Source organism: Acidovorax sp. GW835-FHT14B10, from assembly GCF_058793725.1.
In genome coordinates this window covers 89,643-109,319 of the sequence record NZ_JBXAGC010000010.1, presented here as the reverse complement: position 1 = coordinate 109,319, position 19,677 = coordinate 89,643, and the positions used below count along the sequence as shown (strand labels likewise).

Here is a 19,677-nt window from a genome sequence, read left to right as displayed (position 1 = left end):
CATTCAATAATGAACCTTGCTCCCAGGTGAAAGTCAAGAAATAATTGCCGTGCTGCCAACGCCGCCTTGCAGCGGCGTCCCGTGAACGGCGACGGCGTGCGCCGCTGGCGCGAACCGTTCGGAGGGTGCACAGTCAATCATTCCGCGCAAGCAGAAAAGGAGCACCACATGATCCGGCTACTGATGATCCTGCTCCTGAGCCTCTCGGGTCTTTGTGCGGCGCAACAAACACCCACCCGTGGCGGTGTCGCCGTGATCGCGCTGCCTGCCGACCCAGGCCATCTGAATCCAGCCATTTCAACCGGCTCGCATGTGCACGCGGCCGCTGATTCGGTCTACAACGCATTGGTGGAACTGGATAGCGATCTGCGGCCCCAGCCTGATCTCGCACAGCGCTGGACAATCAGCAATGGCGGCACCGTCTACACCTTCCATCTTGCGCCGGGCGTGCGCTGGCATGACGGTACACCGCTCAGTTCCGCCGATGTCAAGTACACGTTCGAGGAGGTGCTGCTTAAGCACCACGCACGCACCAAGGCGGGTCTGGGCGGTGTGCTCGCGGCGATCGAAACACCAGCACCGGACACCGTGGTATTCCGGCTGCGCAAGCCCTATGGCGCGCTGCTGCAATTGCTCAACGTGACCGAAGCCGCAATCCTGCCCAAACACCTGTACCAGGGCAGCGACCCGCTGACCAACCCGGTCAATCTCAAGCCAGTGGGCACGGGCCCTTTCAAGTTTGACTCGTACCGCACCGACCAGCAGATCGTGCTGACGCGCAATCCGAGCTACTTCAAGCCCGGGCTGCCGCACCTGGACCGCCTGGTACTGCGCATCATCCCCGACAGCAACGCACAGACGCTGGCGCTGCTGTCGGGCGAGGCCGACTACCTCGGCTCGGTCAACCCGCCCGATGTCGAGCGCCTGCGCGCGCGCAACGACCTGGTCACGGCGCAGACTGCGTTCGGTACCGGCGGCGGCAACTGCATCACGACGCTGAGTTTCAATCTCGACCGCCCTGGCCTCGCCGACCTGCGGGTGCGGCAGGCCATCGCGCTCGCCATCGACCGCGAACAGATTTTGCGCGATGTCCAGTTTGGTCTGGGCAAGGTCCCGACCGCGCCCATCTCCTCGGGCTTGCCTTGGGCGCATGCCAGCGGGACGCTGGACCGCTATCCGCTGGCCCCCCAGCGAGCGGTCGAGCTGCTTGACGCTGCCGGGCTGAAGCCGGGGCCGGATGGCGTTCGGCTGACTCTCGATGTGCTGCATTTTCCGACCTTCAACCGCGTCGGTGAAGTGATGCGGCTAAGCCTGGCCAAAGTTGGCATCCGCGTCATTCAGAAGCCGCTGGATCGCGCCTCCTTCGTCGAAGCCGTATTCAGCAAACGCGCGTTCGACACCAACATCATTTCCTACTGCAATGGTGCCGATCCGGACTCGGGCGTGCGGCGGATGTACGTCTCTGACAACATCGGCAGCGTGCCGTTCTCGAACGCGGCGGGCTACCGCAATCCGGAGGTCGACCGCCTGTTCGTTCAGGCCGCGCAGAGCGACAACTACGACGAACGCGCGCGCCATTACGCGTCGATCCAGCGCATCGTGGCTGCGGACCTGCCTTACTGGTGGCTGGCGGAGACGGTGGTGACCTCGGCCTGGCGTTCCCGGTTCCAGGGATTCCGGCCCTGGTCGGGACAGGTCGCTGAACGGGCCTGGATTCGCCCCTGACGCATTCCCATGCGAGCCTTCACGACGGTGTTTCGCGCGTTGGCATCGGGCATGGTGGCCTGGCTGCTGATCCAGTCGGCGATCTTCGGGCTGGTGCAGTCGGCCCCGGGCGGACCTGCGGCCGCTCTGGCCGGTGACTTTGCGACGGCTGAAACGCAGGAAGCGGTCACACGCAGCTTCGCGCTGGATCGTCCAATGGCGCTCCAGTATGCGTCGTTCATCGCGCGCATGGGCCAGGGCGATTGGGGCATGTCCTACCATTTCCGCCGCCCGGTCGTCGCGCTGATCGGCGAACGCCTGCTGCCCACGGCAATGCTCATGGGCGGGGCGCTTGTCATCGCGGTTATCGCGGGGCGGGCACTCGGTCTGTGGGCCGCGGCGCGGCCACGCGGCGGTGCGGTGGTCGCGGCAGCGGCCGCCGCCGCGTATGCCTTGCCGGTGTTCTGGGTTGGGCAACTGCTGATGCTCGGCCTCGGGCTGGAACTGCAATGGTTTCCGCTGGCTGGTCTAAGCGACCCGCGGCTCGACGCGACCGGCTGGCCGGCAACCGTCGACATCGCCTGGCACGCCGTGCTGCCAGTTCTGACGCTGGTGGTGCAACAGACGGGATTCTTCGCGACGATCGTGTTCGCAAAGGCACGACTGGAAATCGTCAAGGGTTATGTGCGGGCGGCACAGGCGCGTGGCATCCCCGACTCCATCATTTTGTGGGGTCATCTGGCCCGCAATGTCAGCCCCCAGATCGCGACGGCGGCACTCAACCGCGTGGGCATGTTGTTCACCGGCGCGGTCCTCGTGGAAACCCTGTACGCGTGGCCAGGCATCGGCCGGCTGCTGTCCGCGGCCATTCTCAACCGCGATCATCCGGTACTGCTGGGCGTGTTCGGCCTGATCACCGCGACGGTGATCCTGACCAGCGTGCTGGCCGACGTCGTCCAGGCGTGGCTCGATCCCCGCATTGCACCGGACCACGGCCCATGACGCGCAACCCCAGTGAGCGCGGCGCGCAACAACTGGTCGGGGCCCTATTCCTCGCACTGCCGTTGGCGGTTGTTCTACTCGCGCCGCTGTTATTCCCGGGCGATGCGCGTGCCCCAGGCGGCGCTCCTTTTCTGCCACCCTCATGGGCCCACCCGCTGGGTACCGACGATCTGGGACGCGACATGATGGCGGCATTGGCCCACGGTGGTCGCGCTTCGATGTTGTCGGGCGGGCTTGTCGCGCTTGGCTCGGCGCTGCTGGGCGTGCTGCTGGGTGCGACTGCCGGACTTGCGAGCGGTCCGCTGGATCGGCTGATCGTCAGGCTCATGGACACGAGCCAGATCGTGCCGCGCTTCTTTTTGGCGCTGCTGGCCAGCGCGTGGCTGGGCCCGGGCTGGGTGCAGCTGGCCTGCATCCTGACGTTGACCGGCTGGGCTCCGCTGGCGCGCCAGGTCCGCGCCGAAGCCCTCTCCCTGCGCAGCGCGCCCTTCATCGAAGCCGCGACGCTGCTGGGCTCGACCCCCGCGTCGGTGGCCAGACGCCACCTTGTGCCGATCATGGTGCCGCTGGCGCTGCCGCATTTGCCGCTGATCTTCTCCAGTGCGCTGCTGATCGAGGCGGGGCTGTGCTTCCTCGGCGCAGGCGATCCGAACCGGCTGAGTTGGGGGCTGCTTGTACAGACCGGGCAATCCCACGGGCTGCGCGCCTGGTGGCTGGCGCTGTTTCCGGGCTTGGTGCTGGCCCTTGCCTCGGTCGGCCTCACCCTTTTGTCCATGACCCGGGACTCTGGCGAGAAAGCACCGGATTAGCGACAGGTGCAAGGGCGAAACAGGGCGTCGCAGATGCACTCTGGCGGGCGGTCACGCGGGGTTGCCAGCAGCGCCTCGTGGCGTGCCGACAGATCATCGCAGCGGCCTTGCAAGATACTCAATTGGAGATACATCTCTCGCAGTTTCTCGTCCATCAGGGCTAGCAGGCGTTGGCGCCGCGTTATCTGGTGGTCTTCGCTTAGCAGCTCCTGCAGCTCGTGGGTGGTCAGCCCGAGACGTCGCAGGTCGATTACCAATCGTGCTTTGGCCACTGCGGGATCGTCGTACAGCCGGTAGGCCGACGCGCTGCGCAGGGGTGGATCGAGCAACCCTATACCTTCGTAAAACCGCAGCGTCTTGGTGGTGGTGTCGAGCATCTTGGCCAGTTGGCCGATGCGGATCCCATTTTGCGCCATGGCAGCGCTCCCAAGGGTCGTTGAATCATTTCATGGTTCATACAATAGCATGAAAGATGTTCATGCCGGGTGGTTCCGCGAAGGGCATAAGAATCCGGCACAATTATCAGAGGAGCAACTTTGACGCTGCCAGGAACGCTAACGGAACCTGTTGCCATGTGGACCGAACGAATTCGCGTGTCAGGCATCGTACAGGGCGTTGGGTTGCGTCCGTGGGTCTTTCTCCTGGCCAGCGAACGAGGACTTCGCGGCACGGTCCGCAACGACGCAGCCGGGGTTTGCATTGTGGTTGCCGGAAAACGGGAGCGGGTGGATGATTTCGTGCACGCCCTGCAGAGCGCGCCACCGCCGCTGTCGCGAATTGACCGGATCGAACGCGAACCCAGCTCCGAAGTACCGGCCCCCGGTTTTCACATCATCGACAGCCAGGCCGGAATGGCGCGCACCGGTGTAACTCCCGACGCTGCCACCTGCGCCCTCTGCCTCGCGGAGATCTTTGATCCAGCCAACCGGCGCTACCGCTACCCGTTTACCAACTGCACCCACTGCGGACCGCGCTTTTCAATTCTGCGCGCCGTCCCCTACGACCGGCGCAATACCAGCATGGACGCATTTCCGATGTGTCCAGCCTGCACGAGCGAATATCACGATCCACGCGACCGGCGATTCCATGCGCAGCCCAACGCCTGTCCGGCCTGCGGGCCGCAGGTGTCGCTCGAGCGATGCGGCGACATGCCGCCGGCAGAAGTTTCCACTGGCCCCGAGTCGGTCGAGCAGGCCCGCATGCTGCTCCTGGCAGGTCACATCGTGGCGATCAAGGGGCTGGGCGGTTTTCATCTGGCCTGCGACGCCACCAGTGAGGCGGCAGTGGCCCGCCTGCGTGCGCGCAAACATCGCAATGAGAAGCCATTCGCACTGATGGCCCGCGACTTGGGCGTGATCGAACGCTACTGCAGTCCCTCACTCTGTGAGCGGGCCCTGCTGCAAAGCCCGGTGGCGCCGATTCTGCTGCTCCCGGCCACTGGGTCCGAAAAATTGGCAACTTCGATTGCCCCGGGGCAGCAGGCATACGGTTTCATGCTGCCATACACACCATTGCACCACCTGCTGTTGCAAGGGATGGACGCGCCCATCGTGCTCACCAGCGGCAACCTGTCGGATGAACCGCAGTGCATCGACAACGCGGAGGCACGTAAGCAACTGGGCACCATCGCCGATTTTCTGCTGCTGCACAACCGCGATATCGTCAACCGGGTGGACGATTCGGTGTTGCGCGTACCCGATGGCAAGCCCCGTTGGCTGCGGCGGGCCCGCGGCCTTGCGCCGGCTACGTTGCCGCTTCCCCCCGGTTTTGAGGCGGTGCCGCCGGTGCTGGCGCTGGGTGGGGAACTGAAAAATGCTTTCTGCCTGTTACGGGAGGGCCAGGCTATCCTGTCCCACCATCTGGGGGACCTGGAAAACGCACGGGCCTGGGCCGCCTACCGTGACACGCTGGCGCAGTACCTGAGGCTGTTCGACCACACGCCAGCGGTGCTCGCGGTTGATCTGCATCCCGAATACCTGTCCGGCAAACTGGGCCGCGAATGGGCGGCCGCGAAGAACGTCGCCCTGGTTGAGGTGCAGCATCACCATGCCCACATCGCGGCCTGCATCGCCGAAAACGGGGTCCCGCTCGAGGCGCCGCCGGTGCTGGGGGTGGCGCTGGGCGGGCTTGGCTACGGCAGCGACGGCACACTCTGGGGAGGAGAATTTGTGCTGGCGGATTACCGTAACAGTCGGCGCCTGGCGGCGTTCAGGCCGGTCCCGATCCCCGGCGGCGTCCAGGCCATCCGCGAGCCGTGGCGCATGGCCTACGCTTACCTGATCCAGCATTTCGACTGGCATGAGTTGCATCGCGAATACGCCGGCCTGGAATTCTTCCGCGCGCTGCAGGCCAAACCCTTGCCGGAACTCGATGCCATGATCCGCGCCGGCGTCAACAGCCCGCTCACCAGTTCCTGCGGGCGCCTGTTCGACGCGGTGTCGTCGCTCGTGGGTGCGCGCAGCGGGGGGAGTTACGAAGGACAGGCAGCCATCGAACTGGAAGCGTGCACCGATCAAGAAGCGCTACGGCGCGACGAGAGTTACTCCTTGACGGTAGGACAGGTGGATGACTCGGGCCTGGCATGGATTGAAACGAAACCTATGTGGCCCGCCCTGCTCCATGACGCCGCACAGGGCGTGGCCGCAGGGCAGATGGCGGCACGCTTTCATAACGGCCTTATCCAGGCGATCGTGGCGATGGTGGGCCGATTGGCGCAACACCATGGCAACCCGTGGCAGAACCGAATCGCCTTATCGGGGAGCGTTTTTGAGAATGATATTCTGCTTCGCGGAGTTATTACGCGTCTGGAGGCTCAAGGGCTGACAATCTATTCTCATTCTCGCGTTCCTACAAATGGTGGCGGCCTGTCGCTCGGTCAGGCAGTGGTGGCGGCCACCCGGGCCATGCAGCTGTAAGCAAGAGGGCCGACCAATATGTGCGTTTGCGTTCCCGCCCAGATCGTCACGATCACCAATGCGGCAAACGGGCTCGCGCTCGTCAACGTCAGCGGTGCGAAACGGGAGGTCAATATCTCGTGCATCGTGGACGAGCAGCACCCGGTGGAGTCCTGCATTGGAGACTGGGTGCTGATCCACGTGGGCTTTGCCATCAGCCGCATCGACGAGGCGGAGGCCGCCAAAACCCTGCAGTTGCTCCAGAGAGCGTTCGATTTGGTGGGGTCGGTGGCCACTAACATCCGACGGCAGGACAAGTAGAAGAATGGGGCTCCCGTGCTCTCCCGGAGGTTGGCCATGCAGATCAAACTCAGCCTTGTTGTTTGTGACGACATGCCCGAGTCCGGGCCACAGCCACTCCTCACGCTGGCCGTGGACGCTTAACCCACCATTGCGACTCTGGGCTTGAGCCTTGCCGATGGCAAGGCGATGCTCGTGCGGTTGCAGACCCAAATCGTGACGCGGCAGGTCGAGATGATGGTGGCCAAAGAGCGCCGGTGCGAGCAGTGCGGTTCGAGGCGCGCCGTCAAGGACTACCACGACGTCCATTACAGCAGCCTGTTCGGCAACGTTCGAGTTCGCGTGCCGCGATGGCGTCGCTGCAGGTGCGCGGCCGGCGGCGCGGTAATCGTCGACCATCGTGGCCGGCGCTGGATCTCGGCGGAACTGGAGTTCGTGCAGAGCCGGCTGGCCGCTACGATCCTTTATGCGAAGTCGGCCGAACTTCTCGGGCTGCTGTTGCCGGTGGCCGGGTCCAACGCTCCGAGCACAGTTCGACAGCACACGCTGAGCGTTGGTCGTCGCCTGGATGCGCAAGGGCTGGAAGTTCAGCCCGCGACGCCGGATCCGAAGGGCGCGCCAGCTACCACCACCGTCGGCCTGGACAGCGGTTACCTGCGGCTGTGCCACCCCGACCAAGAGAAATCCTTTGAAGTCGTCGCTGGCCGGGCCATGCGCGCCGGCGTCGGTCAGCGCAGCCTGGCGTTCGTTCGAATCGTCGATGAGCATTCGCGAGAGCGGGTGCGAGGCGTGCTTTCTGCCTTCGGCAGAAACGACAAATCGATGGAGGTGTTCACCGATGGCGACACCCAGCTGCGCCAGTGGCAACTGAAGACTTTGCCCCGGGCCACTCACATACTGGACTGGTACCACCTGCGACGACGCGTCAGCAAGCTCAACGCCGTCGTGCACAGCAAGGCGACGGCCAGCCAGCTCAAACCGGTTGACCATGACCGATTGTCGGAACTCGCTGGTGGCCTGAAGTGGCGGCTGTGGCACGGTCGGGCCGCACAGGCCAGGCGTCGCCTCGAGGCAATGCTTCATGTTCTGGGAAGACCAGGGGTGGCACGCAGGCTGGCCGCCCCTTTGATCCGCAAGCTCACAGTTGAACTGCTCGGCTACCTGAGGAACAACTCGGATTCGGGGTGATCGTACTTTCAATGTAGAAAGGTGCGCCTCGACCATAAAATCTCTTTGGTATCAAGGGCTTGGAAGAAACCGAGTTATGCAGCCGCTGCCCTTCTGCAAGTTGTTGATTTTTCGACGAATTTCCGTAGCAACCGTATCAATCCGCACGAAAAGCACAATTACCCCGTGCCGATGAAATCGAACGCGCTCAGCGCCTGCTTGAGCGCGAACAGGTGTTCGGCCCGCCAGTTGCCTTGCAGACTTTTGGCGATTTCATCGACGCTGGCGCGGATGCGCGCGTTCTTCATCGAGCCCAGCACCTGGCCGTCCCGCTCGCCGGCCACGATGGCGCGCAGGATCTTCTGGCCCGTCTCGCCGACCACGTCGGAGATGACATTGGCGAGCTGAACGTTCATCTGGGTCAAGGCCTTCTGCATGTGCTGGACATGGCGGCCCTGGCTGCGCAGCAGCATTGCACGCTGGCGCCACAGCGAGCGCAGCACGCACACCTGGTCGGCTGGGCGAAACGCCCCGCTGAGCAGGCCGTAGGTCATGAGCCGCCGCAACCATTGGCAGTCCAGCACGTCGGACTTGCGCCCGGAGACGTTCTTCACGTGGCGCGCGTTGACCAGCAGCACCGTGAAGCCGCGCGACTCCAGCAGCTCGAACAAGGGAATCCAGTACACGCCGGTGGATTCCATGGCGACGGTGTCGACCCCGCAGGCCTTGAGCCAGTCGGCGATGGCGTTGAGGTCGACCGTGAAGCTGGGAAACTCGCGCACCGGCACGTCGTCTCGGTCCGGCGGCACGGCCACAAAGTGGGAGGCGCTTCCGATGTCGATGCCGGCGGCGTTAGCGTGGGTGATCGTCAGGGCTGCCCGGGACTTGCCGGGCTTGAGGCTGACGCTTCGATTGCATTGGGCCATGGCTTGCTTCATCATTCGGTTGGGAAGATGGCGCCCCATGGAGTAATTCGTCTTGCTCACTCTCTTAAACGGGATATCGGCCCAGCGGCTGCGAACCGCCAAGCCGATTCACCAATGTCGATGACGTCACGCAGGACGACGCTCACACGCGGGCATTACGCACCATTGCCTGATCGGTCTTCAGCGGCGCCGCTTCCCACTTTGTCAGAACGAAGGCACGCCGTGTTTCTTCGGCGCGATTTGCGGCAGTGGGCCGATTACTACGCTCATACCTCGGTGGACAAGACTCGGAGTATGCAGGACGTTGCGTCAAGCGTAGAATAACTTTCGATCCTTGCCACCGATACCTCGCTGCTGAACCTCCGCAGCCTTGCTAGATCGGTTGCGGGGCAAGCCGTCCGCAAGCAGGAGTCGCCAATTGAAAATTGCAACTGTAGGCAAAGGGGGGTCTGGCAAAACTACTCTGGCTGGCACGCTTGCCCGCATACTGGCTGAAGAAGGGTGCAAAGTCCTTGCCATTGACGGAGACCCCAACCCGAACCTGGCGCTGACGCTCGGAATGCCAAGCGAGGAGGCTGACAAGATCACCAACATTCCGTCCAGCGTGGTGGATTTCAGGGAAGAAAGCGATGGCAGCCGCAAGTTGTACATGACGGTGTCGCATCAGGAGTTGATTGGGAAATACGCTGCCGCTGCGCCGGAAGGCATCGAGTTGATCCTGATGGGAAAGCCGGCGGACGGCAGCGCCGGCAGCGGTTGCATGTGCGCATCGCACCGCGCTGTGCGTGGTCTGATTGCGGAGATGAGTGGCTATGGCGAATACACCATCACCGACATGGAGGCGGGGCTCGAGCATTTGAAACGCGGCACAGCGCGCAACGTGGATGTGATGCTGGTGGTGACAGAACCATATTTTCGGTCGATGGAGGCAGCAGCCCGTACTTTTGTGCTGGCAAGGGAGTTGAAGATCCCGCACCTTTACGCTGTGGCCAACAAGGTCAAGAACAAAGAGGACCAGGCAGCGATCGATGAGTTCTGCCGCAAACACGAGATGACGCAGATTGGCGCCGTGCCCGATGAGCCGCTGTTCGCCGAAGCCGAACGTCACGGGGCAGCGCCGATAGACTACGCGCCCAGCAGTCCAGGTGTGCAGGCGATTCGCGCGATAGCGGGCAAACTCAAGCGCTTCGCTGCAACCCCTGCAATGGCTGTCCCTCAAGAGGCCAACCTTTCGGCCCGGCTACGTCCCTAGCCCTACTTTCGCAAAGCAAGGCGCCGGATCGGCGGCTCTTGGCCCGTAAATCATGACTGAATGGGCTCGGATGTCATACATGAAACAATATTGGTGCCCACCTCTGCAGCTCGAAGACCTTCACCGCGCGGCGCTGCTCGGTCGTGAGGTCCGGCGCCAGCATCGCCGTTGGCCGTCGTCCCGCTGCCCCGGTCTTCGTCTTCACCAGCGTCACCTTGATCTCGGCCAGTCCTTCCATCATCCGGCGCGCCGATGCGTCGGTCCTCAGCGCCATCCGCGCCAAGCTCACGAGCATCAGGCCAAGCACGGTCGCGAAGGTATGCAGACGCAACGATCCATCGGCCCACTGGTGTGACGGTCCCCAGGGAACCACGCCGCCTTTCTTGGCCCTGCGCAACAGCTCCTCGACGTTCCACTGACCTCGGAAGGCGTAAACGATTCGCCCGGTGCTCCAGTTGTGCCGATCCGTACACAGCACCCGCCGGCCCAGCCGCGTTCTCTCCAGTTCGCGGCGCAACGTGGCATCGACGTTCCAATGCAAGGTCGGGTGCGCTTCGCTTCCGGCGATGGTGGTCACGACGAAGCTCGACAGGTGTTCCCGAGCGAGCGCCTTCTTGACCCGCAGCTCCAGCCGGCTGCGCGTGATGCAGCCCTTTTCGATCAACCCCTGCAGCGTGCTCAGTTCCACCTTCGCTTTGCCCAGCGTCACCGCGATCCCGCGTTTCTGGCCCGCCAGCAACTCCTGGCTCTCCACCACGACGAGCGTGCGGTACAACTCGCCCACGGTGGTCCGAACTCGCGCCGCCCGCACGTCGCTGAGCTTGCCCGACAGCGGCTTCATCGCGCCGCGCTGCGCTGCCATCTGCAGCGCCTCCTCTGCGGCCTTGTGTCCCAACGGCAACGAGATGAGGCTGTAGTAGCCGGCGGCATCGAGATCGAGTTCCAGTTGCGGGCTCCAGAACCCGCCGTCTCGTACCACCGTCCGCTGCGCGGGCCGCTGGCGGCCCTCACCACTGTCGAGTGCCTCGTGCAGCTGCGCCAACCCACCCAGGCAGGCCGCGAGCACGCCTTGGTCCGAGCCGTTGCCGGGATACGTCCGATACAGCAACGGCACATGCCCCGTCTCGCTGACCAGGACGCCCAGCCCGACGACACGCAGGTCGCTTCTCTTGCTCTTGGCGTGGCCGCGCCGGGCCAGCTCGCTGGGCGTCTGCGTGTCGATGTGGGTATCGAAGTTCGTCGTATCGAACGCGAGCACGTCGGCGGACAGCTCGAAGCGGGCCACCGCGGCGTTCGCGATGGCCACCTGAGCCTGCTCCAACTGCTCATCGGTCACCTGCTGCGCGACGCGATGAAAGGCCTGGCCGGTGAACCCGGACCCCGGCAAACACGACAGGCGCGGCAGACTCGCGTCAAGAAACTCGCCCAGCTCGCACTTGGGTCCCGGCGCACACACACGCTGAATCGCCACAGCGACCGCCAACTCGCCCACCGACGGGCCGTCCTTGGCGCCGACCCCTGCGCACGCGCGATCAATCTGCCCGACCAAGTCCAGCTGCTCGGCCACCCAGATCAAGGCTCCGACGTCGCCGACCCCGCGCGTGCCCACCGTCTGGGTCGCGCTCAGATCCGCCACTCGCGGCGGCTCGGCCGGTCCCAGCACGAATTGGCGTGCGACGCAACGGCCCCGCTCCGCGTCCCACACCGACTGCGCGGCAATACGGTAGCGATGGCCGTTGACTTCTCGTTCGAAGATATGCATGTTCTTTCATGTAGCATCTTCGCGCCCAAGAATCAAGAGAAATCCAACATCCGCGCCACGTTTCGCCTTGCCGCCCCTGCAAGACGACCAGAAGCTTGCGAAAGTCGGGCTAGGGCGGCTTGAGCACAGCGGCCCTTAGAGCGGCTAACAAAACGTGTGCAATGTGCGAATACAGATGACGCAACATGCCAGAGACAGCAAGGCCAGATGAGTATCGATGCGACGCTCAAACCGGATGCGCAGCTTGCCGAAGGCGGCCAGCCACGCATGCGTGCGCTCGACCACCCAGCGGTGACGCCCGAGCCTGTCATTGCGCTCGATGCCTTTGCGGGCGATGCGATCCTGGATGCCCCGGCGTCTGAGATGCGCGCGGCAGCGCGGATAGTCGTAGCCCTTGTCGGCATGCAGCTTCTCAGGCCAGCGCAGGGGCCTGCCCCGCTTGCCGCCGACGGCCGGCAGCGCATCGACCAACTCTTCGAAGACCACCGAATCGTGGCGGTTGGCCCCGGTGACGCAGAACATCAGCGGGATGCCCTGGCGGTCCGTGACGAGGTGGCGCTTGCTGCCGAGCTTGCCCCGGTCCGTGGGGTTGGGGCCTGTGTGCGGGCCCCCCGGGGGCTGGGCACGCTGGCTCCATCCAGGCTGACACGGCTGAGATCGAGCTGGTCGGCACCACGCAGCTCGGCCAGCAATACCCGGTGCAGGCGATGCCACACCCCCGCAGCCTGCCAGTCACGCAGCCTGCGCCAGCAGGTCATGCCGCTGCCAAAGCCCAGTTCCTGCGGGAGCTCTTCCCACGGGATACCGGTGCGCAGCACGAACAGGATGCCATTGAGGGCAAGTTCATCGTCCAGCCGCGGCCTTCCCCCTTTGGGTGAACGCTGCACCACGGGCAGCAACGGCTTGAGCTTTTTCCATAGCGCCGCGCTGACTTCTTTGTTTTTGTTTTTTGCCATGCCTCGTCAAACGCCTCTGGCGCGATTGGCGATGACATCGTTTTGTTAGCCGCTCTTAATGCATTGTGGGCGAGCCCGGCTGGGCGCCCCCGCACGGGTGCTCCCAGCAGCCTTCTCGGAACTCGCCGGAACGGATGTGCAAAGCGCCCTATTGTGCTTGCCCCGACGAGTTTCATCCCAGTGCTGTCTCCCCGCCGAACATCGCCGCCAGATGCGCTTCGGCGCGCTCAAGCATGAAATAGCGAAAGGCCTCGGCCGCCGGCGACAGCATCTTGGCCGCGGCGCTCACCAAGTGCCAGCGCCGCATCAGCGGCAGGCCCTCCACATGCGGCGCGGCAATCAAGCCGTTTTGCCACTCGAGCCCAATGGTATGCAGCGACACCAGGCTCACGCCCAAGCCGGCGATCACCGCCTGCTTGATGGCCTCGTCGCTTGAAATTTCCATGATGAACATCGGCTCGAGATGGTGAGCAGCCAGGTACTCCTCCAGCGCCGCGCGCGTCCCCGAGCCTGGCTCGCGCACGATGAAGCCCTCACGCGCCAGCGCGGCGGCAGGCACGCCTTCGCTCTGCGCGAAGGGATGACTCGGCGCAGTCACGAGCACGTGCGGATGCATCGCGAAGGGCTCGGCACGGTTGGGCCATTCCTTGGGCGCCCTGCCCATCACCGACATGTCCACCTCGTTGGCTTGCATCAGCGCCACCAACTGCTCGCGATTACCCAGGCGCAGCCGCACCTCGACGCTGGGGTGCTCGGCATGGAACTGCGCCAGTAGCTGTGGCAGGAAATATTTGGCTGCGCTGACCATGCCGATCGTCAGCACACCCGATTCGACGCCCTTCAAGCGCGCCATCGCGTCCTCGGCCTCCTTGAGCGTACCGAGCAGACGCCGAGCGTAGACAACGAAGTATTCGCCGGCGGTGGACAGCGAGAGCTGGCGTCCGGCGCGGTCGAACAGCGGCAAACCCACCTGCGTCTCGATCTCCTTGATCGACATCGACACCGCAGGCGGCGTGAGGTGCAGCGCCTCCGCGGCGCGCAGAACGCTGCCCCGGCGCGCCACCTCGGCGAACACCCGCAACTGGCGGAATGTGATGTTCATGATTAAGAAAAAACTTACTCAAAAGAGAAATTTATTTGACTTTACCTTATTTGAGCCGATCCCTACAGTCCCTCCATCGACTTACTCACCCCCGCTTGGAGGCCAATGTGAAAGCACCCATCGAAGACACCGTCATCGCCGACGCACAGATCCTGGACAAGAAGCAGCGCTACTCAGCCGGCGTCCTCAAGTACCGCCAAATGGGCTACTGGGACGCCGACTACCAGCCCAAGGACACGGACGTCCTGTGCCTGTTCCGGATCACGCCGCAGGACGGTGTCGACCCGATCGAGGCCGCCGCCGCAGTGGCCGGTGAATCGAGCACCGCCACCTGGACCGTGGTGTGGACCGATCGCCTGACCGCCTGCGACAGCTACCGTGCCAAGGCCTACAAGGTCGAACCCGTTCCCGGCCAGCCGGGACAGTACTTTGCGTGGGTGGCCTACGACCTGATCCTGTTCGAAGAGGGCTCGATCGCCAACATGACAGCGAGCCTGATCGGCAACGTGTTCTCCTTCAAGCCGTTGAAGGCTGCGCGGCTCGAAGACATCCGCATTCCGGTCGCCTACGTCAAGACCTTCAAGGGCCCCCCGACCGGTTTGGTGGTAGAGCGCGAACGGCTCGACAAGTTCGGCCGTCCGCTGCTGGGCGCCACCACCAAGCCCAAGCTGGGTCTCTCGGGCCGCAACTACGGCCGCGTGATCTACGAGGGCCTCAAGGGCGGGCTGGACTTCATGAAGGACGACGAAAACATCAATTCCCAGCCCTTCATGCACTGGCGCGACCGCTTCCTCTACGTGATGGATGGCGTCAACAAGGCCAGTGCGGCGACGGGCGAGGTCAAGGGCAGCTACCTGAACGTGACCGGCGCGACGATGGAAGACATCTACGAGCGCGCTGAGTTCGCGAAGGAGCTCGGCTCGGTCGTGATCATGCTCGACCTCGTGATTGGCTGGTCGGCGATCCAGAGCATGGCCAACTGGGCGCGCAAGAACGACATGATCGTGCACATGCACCGTGCCGGGCACGGCACCTACACGCGGCAGAAGAACCACGGCGTGAGCTTCCGCGTCATCGCCAAATGGCTGCGCCTGGCGGGGGTGGACCACCTGCACACCGGCACCGCGGTCGGCAAGCTCGAAGGCGATCCGATGACCGTGCAGGGCTACTACAACGTCTGCCGCGACAGCTACACGAAGCAGGACCTGCCACGCGGCCTGTTCTACGACCAGGACTGGGCCGACCTGAACAAGGTCATGCCGGTGGCTTCCGGCGGCATCCATGCCGGCCAGATGCACCAGCTGATCGATCTGTTCGGTGACGACGTGATCCTGCAGTTCGGTGGCGGAACGATCGGCCACCCGGCCGGCATCCAGGCCGGTGCGGTGGCCAACCGCGTCGCGCTTGAGGCGATGGTCAAGGCGCGCAACGAGGGCCGTGACATCAAGCACGAGGGGCCCGAGATCCTGCAGGCCGCCGCCCGCTTCTGCACGCCGCTGAAGCAGGCGCTCGACACCTGGAAGGACGTGTCGTTCAACTACGCATCCACCGACACCAGCGATTTCGCCACCACGCCGTCGGTGGCCTGAAGGAGACCAAGATCATGATGACCAACCCCACCACCCGCCTCACGCAGGGCCAGTTCAGCTTCCTGCCCGACCTGACGGACGCCGAAATCGCCCTACAGATCGAATACGGCCTCAAGCGGGGCTACGCCTGGAGTGTCGAATACACCGACGACCCGCATCCGCGCAATACCTACTGGGAGATGTACGGCATGCCGATGTTCGACCTGCAGGACGCCGCTGGTGTGATGCTGGAGGTGCAGGCCTGCCGCAAGACCTTTCCCAACCACTACATCCGATTGATGGCTTTCGACTCCACGCGCGGCGTCGAGACCATCACGATGAGCTTCATCGTCAATCGGCCCGCCAAGGAGCCCGGCTTCGGCTTGGTGCGGCAGGAGGTCCAAGGCCGCTCGATGCGCTACACGGTGCACAGCTACGCGACCGACGACCCCGAAGCCCAGCGCTACAGCGCCTAACCTCCCATCGGACGCTTCCCATGACTGCACCGCTGTACTCGATTCCCGGCGCCACGGCGGCGGCTGCCGCCGCGCCAGCGGCGCCGGCCGAGCCGGCCCGCACGGTGGCCGAGGTTCTGTCGCAGAGCCAGGTCGAGTCGGTGATGGACGAGCTGGACCGCGATCTGATCGGCCTGGTGCCGGTCAAGACGCGCATCCGCGACATCGCCGCGCTGCTGGTGATCGACAAGCTGCGCGCGCAGCACGGATTGGCCGCACAGGCGCCCTCGCTGCACATGTGCTTCACGGGCAACCCCGGCACCGGCAAGACCACGGTGGCCTTGCGCATGGCCGAGATCCTGCACCGCCTGGGCTATGTGCGAAAAGGCCACGTGGTCAGCGTCACGCGTGATGACCTGGTGGGCCAGTACATCGGCCACACCGCGCCCAAGACCAAGGAAGTGCTGAAGAAGGCGATGGGCGGCGTGCTCTTCATCGACGAGGCCTACTATCTCTACCGTCCCGAGAACGAGCGCGACTACGGCCAGGAAGCGATCGAGATCCTGCTGCAGGTGATGGAGAACCAGCGCGACGACCTGGTGGTGATCCTCGCCGGCTACAAGGACCGGATGGACACCTTCTTCCAGTCCAACCCCGGCATGAGCTCGCGCATCGCTCACCATATCGACTTCCCCGACTACGACACCGGCGAGTTGCTGCAGATTGCCGATCGCATGCTGGCAAGCACGCAGTACCGCTTCGGTCCCGGCGCCCAAGAGGCCTTCGACGCCTACCTGCAGCGACGCATCGCGCAGCCGCATTTCGCCAATGCGCGCAGCGTGCGCAATGCACTCGACCGCGCCCGGCTGCGCCAGGCCAGCCGGCTGTATGCCGACCGCGAGCGCGCCCTGAGCGCCGAGGACCTCAGCACCCTGGCCGCCAGCGACATCCTGGCCAGCCGAGTGTTTGCCCACAAGGAAGGAGACGCGCCATGACGCCGGTTGAATTGCGCGCCCTGATCTTCGACGTCGACGGCACGCTCGCCGACACCGAAAGCGCCCATCGCGCGGCATTCAACCACGCCTTTGCCGAGGTGGGCCTCGATTGGCATTGGGACGAGCCGCTCTACACCCGGCTGCTGGAAGTCTCCGGGGGCAAGGAGCGCATCCTGCATTACTGGGGACAGGTGCGCGACGAGGTCAAGGCGCTCCACGCCAGCGCGCTGGCCGACACGGTACAGCGCATCCATGACCTCAAGACGGCGGCTTACGAAGGCATGGTGCAAGACGGCGCGGTGCAATTGCGTCCCGGCGTGCTCCGCCTGATCGAGTCGGCGGTGGCCCAGGGGCTGCGCCTGGCCATCGCCACCACGACGTCGCCGGTCAACATCGCGGCCCTGCTGCGAAAGGCGATCGGACCGGACTGGACCTACATCTTCCAGCTGGTCGAGGACGCCTCCACGGCCCCTAGAAAGAAGCCGGACCCCCAGGTGTACCGGCAGACCCTGCAGCGCCTGCAGCTGCGCGCCTGCGAGTGCCTGGCCTTCGAGGATTCGGCCAACGGCCTCAAGGCGGCCATCGGCGCCGGCCTTGCGACGATCGTGACGCCGAACGCATTCACCGCGCATCACGACTTCACGGGTGCCCTGCGCGTCCTCCCCAGCCTCGAAGGCACCACCGTGGCCGACCTGCGGGCCTGGCATGCGGCGGCCCCGCACTGAACCGAACCAACGACCCGAGAGACGACCATGCCCCTGTCCCAACGATCCACCCTCACGCAATACCTGATCGAGCAGCGTCGACGCTTTCCAGGCGCCAGCGGCGACTTCAACGCACTGATCCTGGACGTGGCACTCGCATGCAAGGCGATCGCGCGCACCGTAGCGCTCGGCGAACTGGGCAACCCGCCGGCCCAGCCAGGCGGCAAGATGGGCGGCAACATCAACGTGCAGGGCGAAACGCAGAAGCCCTTGGACGTCATCAGCAACCAGGTCTTCACCCGCATGAACGAATGGGGCGGACATTGCGCGGGCATGGCGTCCGAGGAGATGGATGACCCTTACCAGATCCCTCCTCAGCATGCACGCGGCAAGTACCTGCTGGTGTTCGACCCGCTGGACGGCTCCAGCAACATCGACGTGAACGTCTCGGTGGGAAGCATCTTCAGCGTGCTGCGTGCGCCGCAGGACGTGATCGACAGCGGCCGCGACGTGAGCGAGACCGACTTCCTGCAACCGGGTTCACACCAGGTGGCCGCGGGCTACGCCCTCTACGGCCCGACCACGATGCTGGTGCTGTCCGTGGGCAATGGCGTGGCCGGCTTCACGCTGGACCCCAACCTGGGGGAGTTCATGCTGACCCACCCCGACCTGAAGGTTCCCACCGATACGCAGGAGTTCGCGATCAACGCCTCCAACAGCCGGTTCTGGGAAGCGCCGATCAAGCGCTACGTCGACGAGTGCCTGGCCGGCAAGACCGGTCCGCGCGGCAAGGACTTCAACATGCGCTGGATCGCCTCCATGGTGGCCGAGGCGCACCGCATCCTGATGCGTGGTGGCGTCTTCATGTACCCCAGAGACAGCAAGGACCCGTCCAAGCCGGGTCGCCTGCGCCTGCTGTACGAGGCCAGCCCGATCGGATTCATCATGGAGCAGGCCGGGGGCCGAGCCAGCACCGGACGCGGGTCGATCCTCGGCGTGCAGCCAAGTGCGCTGCACCAGCGCATCGGCCTGGTGTTCGGCTCGAAGAACGAGGTCGAGCGCATCGAGCAATACCACGCCGAGCCCGCCAGGGCTCACGCGGAAATCCCATTGTTCGCCGATCGCAGCCTGTTTCGCGATTGAGAGATTCATTGCCTAGAGAACGGAACGCACCATGTCTGAACGCCACCCCATCATCGCCATCACCGGCTCGTCCGGCGCGGGCACCACATCGGTCACGCGTACCTTCCAGAACATTTTCCGTCGCGAAGGTGTCAATGCTGCCATCGTCGAGGGCGACAGCTTCCATCGCCACGACCGCAAGGAAATGAAGCTTCGCCAGGCCGACGCCGAGCGTGCGGGCAACAAGAACTTCAGCCACTTCGGCCCCGAGAACAACCTGTTCCCCGAGCTCGAAGAGCTGTTTCGAGACTATGCGGCCGGCGGCACTGGCCGCCATCGCAAGTACCTGCACAACGCCGACGAGGCCGCACCGTACAAGCAGGAGCCCGGGACCTTCACGCCCTGGGAGGACCTGCCCAAGGACACGGACCTGCTGTTCTACGAGGGCTTGCACGGTGCCGTAGTGACGCCGGAGGTGGACATCGCCCAGCATCCCGACCTGCTGATCGGCGTCGTCCCCGTGATCAATCTGGAGTGGATCCAGAAGCTCTGGCGCGACAAGACGCAGCGCGGCTACAGCACCGAAGCGGTGACCGACACAATCCTGCGGCGCATGCCCGACTATGTGAATTACATCTGCCCGCAGTTCACGCACACGCATGTGAACTTCCAGCGAGTGCCGATGGTGGACACCTCCAACCCCTTCATCTCGCGCGACATCCCGTCGGCCGACGAGAGCATGGTGGTCATTCGCTTCGCCAATCCCAAGGGCATCGACTTCCAATACCTGCTGAACATGATCAACAACTCCTGGATGAGCCGCGCCAACACCATCGTCGTGCCGGGCGGCAAGATGGATCTGGCGATGCAGCTGATCTTCACGCCCTTCATCTGGCGGATGATGGAGCGCCGCAAGCGCGCGCTGGGAAGCCACTGAGGCCAAGGACGAGGCAAACAAC

17 protein-coding genes and 1 pseudogene are annotated in these 19,677 nt (G+C 64.3%); 13 read left to right on the top strand and 5 right to left on the bottom strand.

The annotated features are described in order from the left end of the window. Window positions 1-81 precede the first annotated feature (81 nt). The 3 genes from AC1Q5S_RS09925 to AC1Q5S_RS09915 are packed head-to-tail and all read left to right on the top strand — an operon-like array spanning window position 82 to window position 3,515. Window positions 82-1,725, top strand: a complete 1,644-nt coding sequence (locus tag AC1Q5S_RS09925; protein ID WP_492238773.1) for an ABC transporter substrate-binding protein — start codon at window positions 82-84, stop codon at window positions 1,723-1,725. A 9-nt stretch (window positions 1,726-1,734) separates the two neighbouring features. Next, window positions 1,735-2,706: an ABC transporter permease gene (locus AC1Q5S_RS09920; protein WP_492238772.1), complete on the top strand. Its 972-nt coding sequence runs from the start codon at window positions 1,735-1,737 to the stop codon at window positions 2,704-2,706. Further along, window positions 2,703-3,515, top strand: a complete 813-nt coding sequence (locus tag AC1Q5S_RS09915) for an ABC transporter permease (RefSeq protein WP_492238771.1) — start codon at window positions 2,703-2,705, stop codon at window positions 3,513-3,515. Before AC1Q5S_RS09920 ends, AC1Q5S_RS09915 begins: the two co-directional genes overlap by 4 nt. On the opposite strand, the gene AC1Q5S_RS09910 is transcribed toward AC1Q5S_RS09915, so the two are convergent. After that, on the bottom strand, window positions 3,512-3,931 hold the full coding sequence (locus AC1Q5S_RS09910; RefSeq protein WP_492238770.1) for a MerR family transcriptional regulator: 420 nt from the start codon (window positions 3,929-3,931) through the stop codon (window positions 3,512-3,514). The genes AC1Q5S_RS09915 and AC1Q5S_RS09910 overlap by 4 nt on opposite strands. A gap of 156 nt (window positions 3,932-4,087) precedes the next feature. Here AC1Q5S_RS09910 and hypF point away from each other — a divergent pair, with 156 nt between their 5' ends. From hypF to AC1Q5S_RS09895, 3 genes are all read left to right on the top strand, one after another. Beyond that, window positions 4,088-6,430 carry a carbamoyltransferase HypF gene (gene hypF / locus AC1Q5S_RS09905; RefSeq protein WP_492238769.1) on the top strand — a complete coding sequence of 781 codons (2,343 nt, stop codon included), beginning with the start codon at window positions 4,088-4,090 and terminating at the stop codon, window positions 6,428-6,430. 18 nt (window positions 6,431-6,448) lie between these two features. Continuing rightward, window positions 6,449-6,730, top strand: a complete 282-nt coding sequence (locus AC1Q5S_RS09900) for a HypC/HybG/HupF family hydrogenase formation chaperone (RefSeq protein WP_492238768.1) — start codon at window positions 6,449-6,451, stop codon at window positions 6,728-6,730. Between the two features lie 144 nt (window positions 6,731-6,874). Continuing rightward, window positions 6,875-7,897 (top strand): hypothetical protein, encoded by a 1,023-nt coding sequence (locus AC1Q5S_RS09895; protein ID WP_492238767.1) that lies wholly within the window; start codon window positions 6,875-6,877, stop codon window positions 7,895-7,897. A gap of 173 nt (window positions 7,898-8,070) precedes the next feature. On the opposite strand, the pseudogene AC1Q5S_RS09890 reads toward AC1Q5S_RS09895, so the two are convergent. Continuing rightward, window positions 8,071-8,802 (bottom strand): annotated as a pseudogene (locus tag AC1Q5S_RS09890) (IS110 family RNA-guided transposase); the annotation flags it as partial. A gap of 418 nt (window positions 8,803-9,220) precedes the next feature. Here AC1Q5S_RS09890 and AC1Q5S_RS09885 point away from each other — a divergent pair. Next, entirely contained in the window at window positions 9,221-10,054 is an 834-nt protein-coding gene (locus tag AC1Q5S_RS09885; protein WP_492238766.1) for an ATP-binding protein, read from the top strand. A 73-nt stretch (window positions 10,055-10,127) separates the two neighbouring features. On the opposite strand, the gene AC1Q5S_RS09880 is transcribed toward AC1Q5S_RS09885, so the two are convergent. The 3 genes from AC1Q5S_RS09880 to AC1Q5S_RS09870 form a co-directional block, all read right to left on the bottom strand. Next, window positions 10,128-11,816, bottom strand: a complete 1,689-nt coding sequence (locus AC1Q5S_RS09880; protein WP_492238765.1) for an IS1634 family transposase — start codon at window positions 11,814-11,816, stop codon at window positions 10,128-10,130. A gap of 144 nt (window positions 11,817-11,960) precedes the next feature. Continuing rightward, window positions 11,961-12,772, bottom strand: a protein-coding gene (locus AC1Q5S_RS09875) for an IS5 family transposase (RefSeq protein WP_492238764.1) whose coding sequence is annotated in 2 segments (ribosomal slippage) — window positions 11,961-12,442 and window positions 12,442-12,772 — 813 coding nt in all. Because the reading frame shifts where the segments join, the coding sequence is not laid out codon by codon here. A 172-nt stretch (window positions 12,773-12,944) separates the two neighbouring features. Further along, window positions 12,945-13,874, bottom strand: coding sequence for a LysR family transcriptional regulator (locus AC1Q5S_RS09870; RefSeq protein ID WP_492238763.1), 930 nt, complete (start codon window positions 13,872-13,874; stop codon window positions 12,945-12,947). A 134-nt stretch (window positions 13,875-14,008) separates the two neighbouring features. Here AC1Q5S_RS09870 and AC1Q5S_RS09865 point away from each other — a divergent pair, with 134 nt between their 5' ends. The 6 genes from AC1Q5S_RS09865 to AC1Q5S_RS09840 are packed head-to-tail and all read left to right on the top strand — an operon-like array spanning window position 14,009 to window position 19,655. Further along, on the top strand, window positions 14,009-15,463 hold the full coding sequence (locus tag AC1Q5S_RS09865; RefSeq protein ID WP_492238812.1) for a form I ribulose bisphosphate carboxylase large subunit: 1,455 nt from the start codon (window positions 14,009-14,011) through the stop codon (window positions 15,461-15,463). A 14-nt stretch (window positions 15,464-15,477) separates the two neighbouring features. After that, window positions 15,478-15,918 carry a ribulose bisphosphate carboxylase small subunit gene (locus AC1Q5S_RS09860; RefSeq protein ID WP_492238762.1) on the top strand — a complete coding sequence of 147 codons (441 nt, stop codon included), beginning with the start codon at window positions 15,478-15,480 and terminating at the stop codon, window positions 15,916-15,918. Window positions 15,919-15,938: 20 nt separating this feature from the next. Then, window positions 15,939-16,892, top strand: a complete 954-nt coding sequence (gene cbbX, locus AC1Q5S_RS09855; RefSeq protein ID WP_492238761.1) for a CbbX protein — start codon at window positions 15,939-15,941, stop codon at window positions 16,890-16,892. Next, window positions 16,889-17,617, top strand: coding sequence for an HAD-IA family hydrolase (locus tag AC1Q5S_RS09850; protein WP_492238760.1), 729 nt, complete (start codon window positions 16,889-16,891; stop codon window positions 17,615-17,617). Before cbbX ends, AC1Q5S_RS09850 begins: the two co-directional genes overlap by 4 nt. Window positions 17,618-17,644: 27 nt before the next feature. Continuing rightward, window positions 17,645-18,739 carry a class 1 fructose-bisphosphatase gene (locus AC1Q5S_RS09845; protein WP_492238759.1) on the top strand — a complete coding sequence of 365 codons (1,095 nt, stop codon included), beginning with the start codon at window positions 17,645-17,647 and terminating at the stop codon, window positions 18,737-18,739. A gap of 31 nt (window positions 18,740-18,770) precedes the next feature. Continuing rightward, window positions 18,771-19,655, top strand: a complete 885-nt coding sequence (locus tag AC1Q5S_RS09840; RefSeq protein WP_492238758.1) for a phosphoribulokinase — start codon at window positions 18,771-18,773, stop codon at window positions 19,653-19,655. The last annotated feature ends 22 nt before the right edge of the window (window positions 19,656-19,677 follow it).